This window comes from Aeromonas sp. OTU364 (assembly GCF_038440395.1).
Lineage (GTDB): Bacteria > Pseudomonadota > Gammaproteobacteria > Enterobacterales > Aeromonadaceae > Aeromonas.
This window is the reverse complement of record NZ_JASATR010000007.1, coordinates 133,123-145,855: the sequence shown is the minus strand read 5'-3', so window position 1 is coordinate 145,855 and position 12,733 is coordinate 133,123. Positions and strand designations below refer to the sequence as shown.

Here is a 12,733-nt window from a genome sequence, read left to right as displayed (position 1 = left end):
TGAACCATGCGTATTTGGGGTAAGGTGCTTGGCGCCTTCTTCGGTTTTCTGCTCGGCAACATCTTCGGCGCCCTGCTTGGCCTCTGGATCGGCCACCGCTTCGATCGGGGCATGGGCATTCGGGGGGCGTTCCAGCGAGCTCCCAGCCAGCAGCAGCAGGCGGTCTTCTTCCACGCTACCTTTGCCGTCATGGGCCACATCGCCAAGGCGAGCGGTCAGGTCACCGAGCACGAGATCCGGGTCGCCTCCAGCCTGATGGACAGGATGCGACTCTCCGGCGAGCAGCGGGTGCGGGCCCAGGAGTCGTTCCGCCAGGGCAAGGAGAGCGATTTCCCGCTGCGCGAAACCCTGGCGGAGTTCCGCCGCGCCAGCCTGGGGCAGCGCGACATCTTGCGTTTCTTCCTCGAGGTGCAGCTGCAGGCCGCCTTTGCCGATGGCAAGGTGGAGGCCAACGAGCGTGCCATCCTGCAGACCATAGCGGACGAGCTCGGCTTCAGCCGTATCGAGCTGGCGCGGATCCTGGCGATGGCGGAGGCGCAGATGAACTTCTTCCACCGCCAGCAGCAGGGTGGACAAGGGCAACAATACCGCCAGGAGGCCCCCTCCGAGGATCGCCTCAAGGATGCCTACCAGCTGCTGGGGGTGAGCGAGAGCGACAGCGATCAGGATATCAAGCGCGCCTATCGCAAGGAGATGAGCAAGCATCACCCGGACAAGCTGGCCGCCAAGGGGCTGCCCCCCGAGATGATGGAGATGGCCAAGGAGAAGACCCAGGAGATCCAGCAGGCCTGGGAGTGGATCCGCGAGGCCCGCGGCATCCGTTGAACCCTGCCCTTTGCCAGCCATAAAAAATGCCCGTCGATGACGGGCATTTTTGTATGCGAAAGCCGGGATTAGTGGCTGTCGACCCAGACGAACTTGAGCACGAACAGCAGGGCCACCACCAGCACGCAGGGGTTGATCTCGCGCCAGCGGCCGGTGCCCGCCTTCATCACGCAGTAGGAGATGAAGCCCACGGCTATCCCCTCTGTGATGGAGAAGCTGAACGGCATCATCACCGCTGTCATGAAGGCCGGCACCGCTTCGGTCAGGTCTTCCCACTTCACCCGGGTCAGCTCGGAGCACATCAGCACCCCCACGTAGATGAGGGCGCCGGCGGCGGCATAGGCCGGTACCATGGCGGCAACCGGGGAGAAGAAGATCGCCAGCAGGAACAGCACGCCGACCACGATGGCGGTCAGGCCGGTACGGCCGCCGACGGCCACCCCTGAGCTGCTCTCGATATAGGCGGTGACCGATGACGTGCCCATAAAGGCGCCGCCGACCGAGCTCACGCTGTCCACCACCAGCGCCTGCTTCATGCGCGGGAAGTGGCCCTTGTCATCCGCCAGCTTGGCGCGGTTGGTGACGCCGATCAGGGTGCCGGAAGAGTCGAACAGATTGACCAGCATAAAGGAGAAGATGATCCCCGCGAGGCTGATGTCCAGCGATCCCATCAGGTCCAGCTGACCGAAGACGGGGGTGATGCTCGGCGGCACAGAGACGAAGCCTTTGAAGGTCACGTCGCCAAACAGCCAGCCCAGGGTGGTGGTGACGACGATGGCGATCAGCACGGCGGAGTGCACACCGCGGGCGGAGAAGATGCAGATCAGGAAGAAGCCGAGCAGCCCCAGCAGGCAGGGCAGGGAGGTGAGGTTGCCCACCGTCACCATGGTAGCGGGGCTTGCCACCACTATGCCGGCGTTGTGCAGGCCGAGCAGGGCGATGAGCAGGCCTATGCCGGCTGTGATGCCGACCCGCAGGGTGAGGGGGATGTTGGCAATCAGCCAGTAGCGTACCCGCAGCAGGGTGAGGATCAGCAATCCTAAGGCGCCCCAGAAGATGGTGCCCATGCCGACCTGCCAGGAGTAGCCCATGCCGGCCACTACCACGAAGGCGAAGAAGGCATTCAGCCCCATGGCGGGGGCCAGGGCGATGGGCAGGTTCGCCAGCAACCCCATGAGAATGCTGCCGATACCGGCGATGAGGCAGGTGGTGACGAATACCGCCTGGGTGTCCATGCCCGCCGCAGAGAGGATCTGCGGGTTGACGAACACTATGTAGACCATGGTCAGGAAGGTGGTGATGCCGGCGATGACCTCGGTGCGGGCCGTGGTGCCATGGCCTTTCAGGGCAAACAGGCGCTCGAGCAATCCTTGCCCGGCGGCCGGGTTGGCTGCCTGCTCTGTGGCGTTGTGTGGTTGATTCATGTTGGATTCCAATGGGTGACGTGAAATAAGCAGCAGGCGAACAGTCAACTCCATCCATGGGGGCTGGGTTGCCCTGTTTCTGGCGACTGAGCGACCAGACTCGTCCTGATACCGTGACAGCGCGCACATTTTTACACAGGCGGCGACGTTTACAAACCCCGGATCTGCGAGGCGGATCAATGAATAGAGTAAAAATTCAAACGTTTGCCCGTCGAGGTGCAAAAACAAGGTTCGATAGAGGCTTGTGTTGCCATGGTGCCCCTCAGCGGCTCTTGAGGTAGCGCTCCACCAGCTGGGCCAGCACGGCGTCGCTGTGCTCCTGCAAGGTGGCGAGCGTCAGCCCCATGCGCTGCAGCAGCAGGCCGGCCTGTGCCTCGCTCAGGGTGCGCCCGTCGATGAAGTAGGCCTGCTCGGGCAACTGCTTGTCATGGCGGGGAAGCAGCACCCAGCTCACCCGGTCGGGTTCGATGGCGGCAAAGATCCGGCTGGCCGCGGTGCAGAAGGTATCGATGTGGCGCTTGCCATCCGGGCCCAGGCAGCCGGGTTCGATCCGGATCTGGATGGTGACTCTCTTCGGGGGGGCGCTGGTCTGGGTCATCGGTGAGTGCCGGTAGGGGGAAGCGGGAGAGTGTAAGCGAAAAGGCAAAAGAAAGGGGAGCCCGGGCTCCCCTTGTGACGTTGCAATCCCCCTGATGGGGCGACGCATCACTTCGCTTGCATGGCGGTCCGCTTACTTGGCGATGCGCTTGTACTTGGCGCGGTGCGGCTGGACGGCGTCGGCGCCGTAGGTCTTCTTCTTCCACTCTTCGTATTCGGTGAAGTTGCCCTCGAAGAAGGCAATCTTGCCCTCGTCCTGGTAGTCCAGGATGTGGGTGGCGATACGGTCGAGGAACCAGCGATCGTGGGAGATGACCATGGCACAACCCGGGAACTCCAGCAGGGCGTTCTCGAGGGCGCGCAGGGTTTCGATGTCCAGATCGTTGGTCGGTTCATCCAGCAGCAAGACGTTGCCGCCGGTTTGCAGCAGCTTGGCCAGGTGCAGACGGCCGCGCTCGCCACCGGACAGCTCGCCGACCCGCTTCTGCTGATCGGCGCCCTTGAAGTTGAAGCGACCTATGTAGGCACGGCTCGGGAACTCGTAGTTGCCGATGCGCAGGATATCCTGACCGTCGGCGACCTCTTCGAACACCGTCTTCTTGTCGTTCATGCTGTCGCGGAACTGATCCACCGAGGCCAGCACCACAGTATCGCCCAGGGTGATGGTGCCGGAGTCCGGCTGCTCCTGACCCGACATCATGCGGAACAGGGTGGATTTACCAGCGCCGTTCGGACCAATGATGCCGACGATGGCCCCCTTCGGAATGGAGAAGGAGAGATCGTCGATCAGCTGCCTGTCACCGTAGGACTTGCAGAGGTTTGCCACCTCCACCACCTTGTCGCCGAGACGGGGTCCGGGCGGAATGAACAGCTCGTTGGTCTCGTTGCGCTTCTGGTAGTCGTTGGTGTTGAGCTCCTCGAAGCGAGCCATACGGGCCTTGGACTTGGCCTGACGGCCTTTCGGGTTCTGACGCACCCACTCCAGTTCCTTCTCGATGGACTTGCGACGGGCCGCTTCCGAGCTGGCTTCCTGAGCCAGACGGGCGTCCTTTTGCTCCAGCCAGGAGGAGTAGTTGCCTTCCCAGGGGATACCTTCGCCACGGTCCAGCTCCAGGATCCAGCCCGCCACGTTGTCGAGGAAGTAGCGGTCGTGGGTGATGGCGACGACGGTCCCCTCGTAGTCGTGCAGGAAGCGCTCCAGCCAGGCCACGGATTCCGCATCCAGGTGGTTGGTCGGTTCGTCCAGCAGCAGCATGTCCGGCTTTTCCAGCAGCAGACGGCACAGGGCTACCCGGCGGCGTTCACCCCCGGAGAGGTGCTTGATCTGGGCGTCCCAGGCCGGCAGGCGCAGGGCATCGGCCGCGCGCTCCAGCTGGTTCTCCATGTTGTGACCACCCTGGGCGGCGATGATGGCTTCCAGCTCGCCCTGTTCGCGGGCCAGCTTGTCAAAATCCGCATCCGGGTCGGCATAGGCCGCATAGACCTCATCCAGGCGAGCCATGGCGCGTTTCACCTCGCCGACCGCCTCTTCCACCGCCTCGCGGACTGTCTGCTCCGGATCCAGCTTCGGCTCCTGGGGCAGGTAGCCGATCTTGATGCCGGGCTGCGGACGGGCTTCCCCTTCGATCTCGGTGTCTATCCCCGCCATGATGCGCAGCAGGGTGGATTTACCGGCGCCGTTCAGACCCAGCACGCCTATCTTGGCGCCCGGGAAGAAGGAGAGGGAGATGTTCTTGAGGATATGACGCTTGGGCGGCACGACCTTGCCTACCCTGTTCATGGTGTAAATAAATTGAGCCATTGGCTAATTCTCTTCCTTTTCAGCAGTTTAATGTCTTTGCATTAACAAACTGACGTCGTGGTGGGGCCTGGTCGGCAGGGGCCGACCCGGTTCCAAAAAACCCGTCGATTGTAAACCAATGGGAAGAGGGCGGCAAAGTAGACAACCGGGGCATTGAGTGCAGGGAGTCCCATCGGCAGAGGGGTGAAAAGCGGCGAGCATCTGGCAGATGCCCGGTCAGGGTTTCGAGCCGAACTGGCTTAAGACTTCCTTAATTCTGGCTCGATAGGATTCATCAGCCGACCTTGAGAAGTCATGGGATCAGCTTTTGCCAGGGGTCAGCGGGGCCGCCTGGTGCTCTTGGCCGCGTCCTGCCCCGAGTAGTAGAGCACCCGCTGCACATACTCCTGGGTCTCCTGGTAGGGCGGTACACCGCCATGGCGGATCACGGCCTGTTCACCGGCGTTGTAGGCTGCGCTGATCCTGACCCAGTCGGGGCCAAACTGCTTCTCCAGCCACTTCAGGTAGATCATGGCGCCGCGGATGTTCTGCTGGGCGTCGAAGGGGCGGGTCACGCCGAAGCGCACCTGGGTCTCGGGAATGAGCTGCATGACCCCTTGCGCCTGCTTGGGGGAGACGGCTGTGCTGTTGAGATTGGACTCGGCGATGGCGATGGCGAGCGCCAGTTGGGGGTCGACCTTGTGACGGTGGGCGGCCTGGCGGATCATGACGGCCAGCTTCTGTTTGGTGAGGGATTGGCGGGCCAGATAGCTATCCTGATCGAAGGGGGCACTGGGGCGCACCCAGGGAGCGCCGCCTCCACCCCCGCCGACGCCACAGGTGCCAAGGGGGGCGTTGCCCACCCGCTCGTTGTAGTAGCGAGCCGCTTGCTGATTGCCAAGGCGCATGGCCATGGCGAGGTAGGCGTTGGCGTGGCGGGGGCTGCGGATCCCCTGGGGCCCGCGAGCCAGCAGGCGGCCGATGCGATAGTAGGCTTCCGGGTTGCCCAGGCTGGCTGCGGTGCAGTAGTGGGCTATGGCTCGCCGCGGGTTGCTCTGCTCCATGGCGGCGCCCTGGCGCAAGGCGCTCATGGCCTTGGGGGCCTGGCGAAAGGTGTCGGCATGGGAGGAGGTGGCAAGCAGCAGCAGGACTCCCCAGCCCCAGGTGCAGAGTCTCTGCATGATGGATACCTCGAATTAGTATCCGGAAGATATAGGCCCGATATGGGGGGGGCGCCAGCCAGGGGATGGAACATCTGGTTATGTGTCAGGCCATCAGAGATGAAAACGGTCTGGAACTTTTGGCAGAGTAAAAAAGGCGCTTCTGGTGAGTGTGATGGGGAGTCTGGAGTGTACGCGGTCAGCCCCTCTGCTTGCGGCACAACTCAAATTGATGGATTTGTTACTGTCGGGGCAATAAACTGCCGGTCTTGCACTCTAACGTCTTGTATTTGCATGATGTTAGCCACCTTGTCGATAAAATAGAAATGGGGGACGCAGTCGAACCGATTGCATCCTTCGTCATGATTGGGAAGCGCATATGGTTGATTCGATCGATGTCTCTGTCGTGGTGCCCGCCAAGGATGAGCGGGACAATCTGGCCCCCCTCATCGGCGAGATCGATGCCGCGCTGGCGGGGAAATACAGCTACGAGCTGATCTATGTGGACGATGGCAGCGAGGATGACAGCTATGCCCTGCTCTGCGGTCTGAAGGCGCAATTCCCCGCGCTGCGGGTGGTGCGTCATGCCAGGGCCGTCGGCCAGAGCATGGCGGTGCTGAGCGGCGTGCGCCAGGGGCGCGGCGACTGGCTGGTGGTGCTCGACGGGGATGGCCAGAACGATCCGGCCGACATTCCCGCCATGCTGGAGGAGGCCAGGCGCCGCTTCGCCTCGGACAAGAATCAAGTGGGGCTCATCGGTCACCGTGTCAATCGCCGGGATGACTGGGTGAAGCGCCTCTCGTCCAGGCTGGCCAACGGTTTTCGCGATCTGTTGCTGCGGGACGGGATCCCGGATACCGGCTGCGGTCTCAAGGTGGTGCGGCGCGACTGGTATCTGCGCCTGCCCGGTTTCAACCATATGCACCGCTACATCCCTGCCCTGATCCAGGCCCAGGGCGGGCGCATGTCCCCCTGGCCGGTCAATCACAGGCCACGGCAGGCGGGTGTCTCCAAGTACGGGGTCTGGAACCGGCTCTGGGTCGGGCTGGTGGACGTGGTCGGCGTCTGGTGGCTGCAACGCCGATCCAAGGTGGTCGAAGTCAGGGAGATGCTGGAGTGATGGAGACCCTGCTTTCGTTGCCGTCGATCTGGCTGGATAGGGATGTGCTTGCCCTGCATGTCGGCGGGTTGCACCCGGGATGGTGGCGATGATCGATGCCCTGCTCTCCATGGAGCTGACCTGGTTCGACTGGACCGGCCTGCATGTCACCGGCTGGAAGCTCATCGGCTACACGGGGGCGCTGATGTTCGGCGGCCGCTGGCTGGTGCAGTTCCTGGCCTCCAAGCGGGCCGGCAAACCCGTCATCCCGCGCCTGTTCTGGTACATGAGCGTGCTCGGCAGCCTGATGACCCTCAGCTACTTCGTTTTCTCCCCCAAGCAGGACTCCGTCGGCGTGCTGCAGAATCTCTTCCCCACCTTCACCGCCCTCTACAGCCTCTACCTGGATATCCAGCACAGGGGCTGGAAGCGGGACAAACTCGTCGAGGACAACGAGATCCGCCATAACAAGGCCGTCGATGACAACGAGATCCACCATGGCAAATGACCGCTTCCTGCTCAATCAGGCCTCCCTCGGCTGGCTGCTGCTGATCGCCCTGATAGTGCTGGGTGCCGGCCTCGGCCTGCGGGATCCCTGGCCCGCCGACGAGCCGCGCTTCGCCCTGGTCGCCAAGGAGATGGTGGAGAGCGGGCAGTGGCTCTTCCCCATGCGCGGCGGCGAGATCTACCCGGACAAACCCCCCCTGTTTATGTGGGGCATCGCCCTTGGCTATCTGCTGACCGGCTCCATCAAGGTGGCGTTTCTGCTGCCCTCCCTGCTGGCGGGCCTGCTGACCATAGCGCTGGTGTGGGATCAGGGTCGCCGCCTGTGGAACCCGGCAACGGGCTTCATGGCCGGGCTGCTGCTTCTGTTTACCGTCCAGTTCACCCTGCAGGCCAAGACGGCCCAGATAGACGCTCTGGTGACCTGCTTCATCACGCTGGGGGTCTACGGTTTCGTGCGCTTCCTGCTCTGCGGGGGAGGCTGGCGCTGGTACTGGCTCGGCTGGTTTGCCGCCGGGCTCGGCATCATCACCAAGGGGGTGGGGCTGCTGGCCCTGCTGATCCTGATCCCGGCAATCTGGACCCACAGAGACAGGATCCGTGCCGCCTCCCCTGCCGACTGGTTGAAGGCGCTGGCGGGGCCGCTGTTCATGCTGCTGGCCATCGGGCTGTGGCTGGTGCCCATGCTGACGGCGGTGGCCCAGAGCGGAGACCCAGTGCTGCAGGCCTATAGAGACAACATTCTGCTGCGCCAGACGGTGACCCGCTATGCGAATGCCTGGCACCACGTCAAACCCTTCTGGTACTACCTCAGCTCGGTGATCCCGCCGTTCTGGCTGCCCCTCTCCCTGCTGCTGCCCTGGCTGGTGGTGGCGTGGCGCAAGGCCATCCAGGGGCAGGACAAGCGCATCATATTGCTGCTCGGCTACCTGGTGCTGGTGGTGCTCTTCTTCTCCCTGTCGCCGGGCAAGCGCGGCGTCTATGTCACGCCAGGCACCCCGGCCCTGGCGCTGCTGACCGCCCCCTACATAGGTTCACTGCTGGCGCGGGTCTGGCCCGGGCGTCTGCTGGGAGGGCTCGGCTGGCTGCTGGGGATCCTCTGCGTGGGTGGCGCCGGGGCCCTGGCCGTCAGCGACAAGCTGGCGAACCGGTTGGGGGATCTGGGACCGGCCCCCTGGCTGCCTCTGCTGGCGCTGGGCGTTGCGCTGCTGCTGGTCAATGCGCTGCTGCGCCGGGCGCCGCTCAGCGCCATCCTCTGTTCGCTGGCGGTGGGTTGGCTCATCTACTCCTGCTGGATCTGCGTGCGCCTCAACGACATGCGCACGCCGCAGGGGGTGATGGCGCTGGCACAGCAGGAGGTGCCCGCGGGGGACGAACTGCTGCTGGCCGGTTTCAAGGAGCAGCACCTGCTGTTCGCCCGGCAGCCCGTGCAACATTACCCCTACCTGCTGGGGGATGGGGAGCAGGCTCGCGAGGCTGCTGCCTGGGTGGCGGCCGGGCCCGGGCGCCATGTGCTGGGCAGCGCGGATCTGATGGTGCTCTGTTTCGAGCCCGAGAAGATGGAAAACCTCGGCAACCGCCATCGCACCGACTGGCTGCTGGCAGGCGCTGAGGCCCTCAAGCCCGCATGCCAGGGGCTGACCCCAAGGCTCGAACCTTTCCGCTATACCCCTGGCCCCTGAGGCCCCAGCAAGAGGGGCTGCCACTGGCAGCCCCTTTTCATCTCGGGCGATGGGGTCAGACCCCGTAGTAGGCCCTGTACCAGTCGACGAAACTCGCCACCCCTTCTCTGAGGCCCACGCGGGGTCGATAGCCGGTCACCTCGAACAGGGATTCGGTATCGGCCCAGGTGGCGAGCACATCCCCTGGCTGCATGGGCAGCAGGTTGCGGATGGCCCGCTTGCCGAGCGCCGTCTCTATGGCCTCCACGAAATCCATGAGTCGCACCGGGCTGCCATGGCCGATGTTGAAGAGGCGGTAGGGGGCCGGGCTGGCGTCGGCCGCCCCCTGCCAGTCCGGGTCGCCTTGCGGGGGCCTGTCCGCGACCCGCACTATCCCCTCCACTATGTCGTCTATGTGGGTGAAGTCCCGGCTGAGCCGGCCCTGGTTGTAGATGTCGATGGGCTTGCCGTTCAGGATGGCGCGCACGAACTTGAACAGCGCCATGTCGGGCCGCCCCCAGGGGCCGTAGACGGTGAAGAAGCGCAGGCCCGTGGTGGGCAGCCCATAGAGGTGGGAGTAGGAGTGGGCCATCAGCTCGTTCGCCTTCTTGCTCGCGGCATAGAGGGAGACGGGGTGATCGACCCCGTCCGAGGTCTTGAACGGCATCCGCTCGTTGAGGCCGTACACCGAGCTGGAGGAGGCGTAGACCAGGTGCTGTACCCCGTGATGGCGGCACCCCTCGAGGACGGTGAGGGTGCCGTTGAGATTGCTGTCGGCGTAGGCAAAGGGGTTGTCCAGCGAATAGCGCACCCCGGCCTGGGCCCCCAGGTGGATCACCCGATCGAACCGTTCTCCGGCAAAGAGCGCCGCCATGGCGGTACGATCGGCGAGATCACCGCGCTCGAAGCGAAAAGCGGGTAGTGGCAGCAGCAGTGCCAGTCGCGCCTCCTTCAGGCTCACCTCGTAGTAGTCGTTGAGGTTGTCCAGGCCAACCACCTGATGGCCGTCGCGGCAGAGCCTCTGCGCCACATGAAAGCCGATGAAGCCGGCGGCGCCGGTGACCAGATATTTCATTGCCGTTGCTCCTCGCGCAATTCGGTGGTCAGGCTGTCGCCCCGACCTATGGCGTAGTAGATGAAGCCGCGCTGGCGCAGGCGGGCCGGATCATAGAGGTTGCGGCCGTCGATGATGAGGGCCTGCTTCAGGGTTTGGCGCAGCAGCGCGAAGTCCGGGGCGCGGAACTGCTGCCACTCGGTGCAGATGAGCAGGGCGTCGGCTCCCTTGAGGGCGGCCTCCTGGGTGCCGCACAGGGTCAGATCGTCCCGCAGGCCGTAGAGGCGCTGGGCCTCGCTCATGGCCTCGGGATCGAACGCCTGCACCTTGCCGCCGGCGGCCCAGATGGCCTCCATCAGCACCCGGCTCGGGGCTTCGCGCATGTCGTCGGTGTTGGGCTTGAAGGCCAGGCCCCAGAGGGCGAAGGTCCGCCCCCTGAGATCGGCACCGAAGTGCTGCTGCAGGCGCGCCATGAGCTTGTGCTTCTGGCCGTCGTTGACCCGCTCCACCGCATGGAGCAAAGGGGCATCGCAGCCAATCTGGCCGGCGGTGTGGATCAGCGCCTTGACGTCTTTCGGGAAACAGGAGCCGCCGTAGCCGCAGCCGGGATAGATGAAGTGATGGCCGATGCGCGGGTCGGCGCCTATGCCCTTGCGCACGGCTTCGATGTCGGCCCCGAGCCTCTCCGCCAGGGTGGCCATCTCGTTCATGAAGGAGATCTTGGTGGCCAGCATGGCGTTGGCGGCGTACTTGGTCAGCTCGGCGCTGCGAGCATCCATCTGTATGATGCGATCCCGGTTGCGGTTGAAGGGGGCATAGAGCTCTTCGAGCAGGGAGAGGGCGTGGGCCGAGTCTGTGCCTATGATGATGCGATCCGGCCGCAGGCAGTCGGCCACCGCGGCCCCCTCCTTGAGAAACTCCGGGTTGGAGACCACCTCGAGGGGAAAGTCGACTCCGCGATCGCGCAGGATGGCGGCGATATGTTGGTGCACCCGGTTGGCGGTGCCGACCGGCACCGTGCTCTTGTTGACCACCACCTTGCCGCCCTGCATCAGGCGGCCTATGGTGCCGGCCACCGCCAGCACGTGCTGCAGATCGGCCGAGCCGTCTTCATCGGGCGGGGTGCCGACCGCGATGAAGATGAGCTCGGCGAACGCCACCCCCTCGGCCACGTCCGTGGTGAATTGCAGGCGACCGGCCTGATGGTTGGCCTGCACCAGGGGGGCGAGACCGGGCTCGAAGATGGGGATCACGCCCTCTTTGAGGCGCTCGACCTTGGCGGCGTCCACGTCCACGCAGGTTACCCTGTGACCCATCTCGGCGAGCACGGCGGCCTGAACCAGCCCCACATAACCTATCCCGAATACGCTGACTCTCATCTGCTGTCGCTCCGCAGCCTGTGGCAAGGGGGTTATTTTAGAACGATTCCCGCCTGCTGGCAGCGAAATAGCCCGGGTTTTTCAGATGCGCTTCAGGCTGGCTTCAGCCTGAGAGGGGAAGGGCGTGACATATTTTGGTGCAAGGGTTGTAACGCGGCGCTGACGCGCACCATTTCGGCGCATGCGATCCCGTACTTGTGATCCGGGTCACTCAAAACGGACACTGTGGCCATAACGAAGTCCCGACTCACGGGGCTCGCGCCCGTCATCGGGTCTCAGACACTCTTTTCACTTCGCTACTGGACATAAGGTTATGGACAACACCCCCCGCTCGGCTCATCCGCTCTATGAGGATGTGCTCGCCCTGCTGACCGCGGCAGGCTTCGTTTCCCTCGGCATCTTCCTGTTTCATCAGGTCGGTCTGCTCACCGGCGGCACCGCCGGGCTGGCGCTGCTGTTGCAACAGGTGACCGGCCTGAGCTTCGGCCTGCTGTTTTTCACCATGAACCTGCCGTTCTACGCCCTGGCCTGGCTCAGGATGGGGCCGCGCTTCACCCTCAACACCTTCGCCGCCGTGGCCACCGTCTCCTTCATGACGGATCACCTCAACGCCGTGCTGCAAATAGGCAAGATAGAGCCCGTCTATGCGGCCCTGATCGGCGGCACCCTGATCGGCATGGGGCTGCTCATCATGTTCCGCCACAAGGCGAGCCTGGGGGGCTTCAATATCCTGGCGCTGTTTATTCAGGACAAGTTCGGCATCCGCGCCGGAAAGCTGCAAATGGGGCTTGATTGCGCCATCGTCATCGCCTCCTTCTTCGTGGTCTCCCCCTGGCTGCTGGCGCTCTCCGTGGTCGCGGCCATCATCTGTAACCTGGTGTTGACACTCAACCACAAGCCGGGCCGCTACCAGATCGCCTGAGCCTACCTCCACTTTGCAAGCAAAAGAGCGCCTGATGGCGCTCTTTTTCTATTCGGGATGCTGACTTGATCCACACCACCATGGGCTGCCCCGTCTCGGGGTGATGGATGGCTTGGACGGGGCAGTCGTGGATACGAAAGACAATGCGCCCGTGTTCGCACCACCACCCATATCACACCACCATGGGCTGTCCCGTCTCGGGGTGGTGGATCACCTGGGCGGGGTAGTCGTAGAAAGGGAGGGCGATGCGCTCGTTATCACACCACCATGGGTTGTCCCGTCTCGGGGTGGTGGATGGAGCCGGACGGGATAATCGCGGAAAGGGGGA

General features: G+C 63.9%; 11 protein-coding genes. 5 read left to right on the top strand and 6 right to left on the bottom strand.

Translation table 11 applies throughout. The annotated features are described in order from the left end of the window. Positions 1-6: 6 nt before the first annotated feature. Positions 7-825, top strand: a complete 819-nt coding sequence (djlA, locus tag AAHB08_RS09810; protein ID WP_342058817.1) for a co-chaperone DjlA — start codon at positions 7-9, stop codon at positions 823-825. A gap of 68 nt (positions 826-893) precedes the next feature. On the opposite strand, the gene AAHB08_RS09805 is transcribed toward djlA, so the two are convergent. The 4 genes from AAHB08_RS09805 to AAHB08_RS09790 form a co-directional block, all read right to left on the bottom strand. Then, complete coding sequence (locus AAHB08_RS09805; RefSeq protein ID WP_171272518.1) at positions 894-2,249, bottom strand: NCS2 family permease; 1,356 nt, start codon at positions 2,247-2,249, stop codon at positions 894-896. 262 nt (positions 2,250-2,511) lie between these two features. Beyond that, on the bottom strand, positions 2,512-2,847 hold the full coding sequence (locus AAHB08_RS09800; protein ID WP_342058816.1) for a hypothetical protein: 336 nt from the start codon (positions 2,845-2,847) through the stop codon (positions 2,512-2,514). Between the two features lie 132 nt (positions 2,848-2,979). Beyond that, a complete protein-coding gene (ettA, locus tag AAHB08_RS09795) occupies positions 2,980-4,647 on the bottom strand; it encodes an energy-dependent translational throttle protein EttA (protein ID WP_005329110.1) in 1,668 nt (555 codons plus the stop codon). 317 nt (positions 4,648-4,964) lie between these two features. Further along, a complete protein-coding gene (locus AAHB08_RS09790) occupies positions 4,965-5,807 on the bottom strand; it encodes a lytic transglycosylase domain-containing protein (protein ID WP_342058815.1) in 843 nt (280 codons plus the stop codon). 358 nt (positions 5,808-6,165) lie between these two features. On the opposite strand from AAHB08_RS09790, the gene AAHB08_RS09785 reads away from it, so the two are divergent. The 3 genes from AAHB08_RS09785 (at position 6,166) to AAHB08_RS09775 (ending at position 9,071) form a co-directional block, all read left to right on the top strand. Continuing rightward, the gene (locus AAHB08_RS09785) at positions 6,166-6,906 is read left to right on the top strand and encodes a glycosyltransferase (protein ID WP_319917068.1); all 741 of its coding nucleotides are present in this window, start codon (positions 6,166-6,168) and stop codon (positions 6,904-6,906) included. 88 nt (positions 6,907-6,994) lie between these two features. Continuing rightward, entirely contained in the window at positions 6,995-7,393 is a 399-nt protein-coding gene (locus tag AAHB08_RS09780; protein ID WP_247627181.1) for a lipid-A-disaccharide synthase N-terminal domain-containing protein, read from the top strand. Next, positions 7,383-9,071, top strand: a complete 1,689-nt coding sequence (locus AAHB08_RS09775; protein ID WP_342058814.1) for an ArnT family glycosyltransferase — start codon at positions 7,383-7,385, stop codon at positions 9,069-9,071. The genes AAHB08_RS09780 and AAHB08_RS09775 overlap by 11 nt, the downstream gene beginning before the upstream one ends. A 55-nt stretch (positions 9,072-9,126) precedes the next feature. Here AAHB08_RS09775 and AAHB08_RS09770 read toward each other — a convergent pair whose 3' ends face one another. Both AAHB08_RS09770 and AAHB08_RS09765 read right to left on the bottom strand, forming a co-directional pair. Further along, a complete protein-coding gene (locus tag AAHB08_RS09770) occupies positions 9,127-10,125 on the bottom strand; it encodes an NAD-dependent epimerase (protein ID WP_342058813.1) in 999 nt (332 codons plus the stop codon). Beyond that, positions 10,122-11,483 carry a UDP-glucose dehydrogenase family protein gene (locus AAHB08_RS09765; protein ID WP_342058812.1) on the bottom strand — a complete coding sequence of 454 codons (1,362 nt, stop codon included), beginning with the start codon at positions 11,481-11,483 and terminating at the stop codon, positions 10,122-10,124. The genes AAHB08_RS09770 and AAHB08_RS09765 overlap by 4 nt, the downstream gene beginning before the upstream one ends. Positions 11,484-11,796: 313 nt before the next feature. On the opposite strand from AAHB08_RS09765, the gene AAHB08_RS09760 reads away from it, so the two are divergent. After that, positions 11,797-12,405 carry a YitT family protein gene (locus AAHB08_RS09760; protein ID WP_202047080.1) on the top strand — a complete coding sequence of 203 codons (609 nt, stop codon included), beginning with the start codon at positions 11,797-11,799 and terminating at the stop codon, positions 12,403-12,405. The last annotated feature ends 328 nt before the right edge of the window (positions 12,406-12,733 follow it).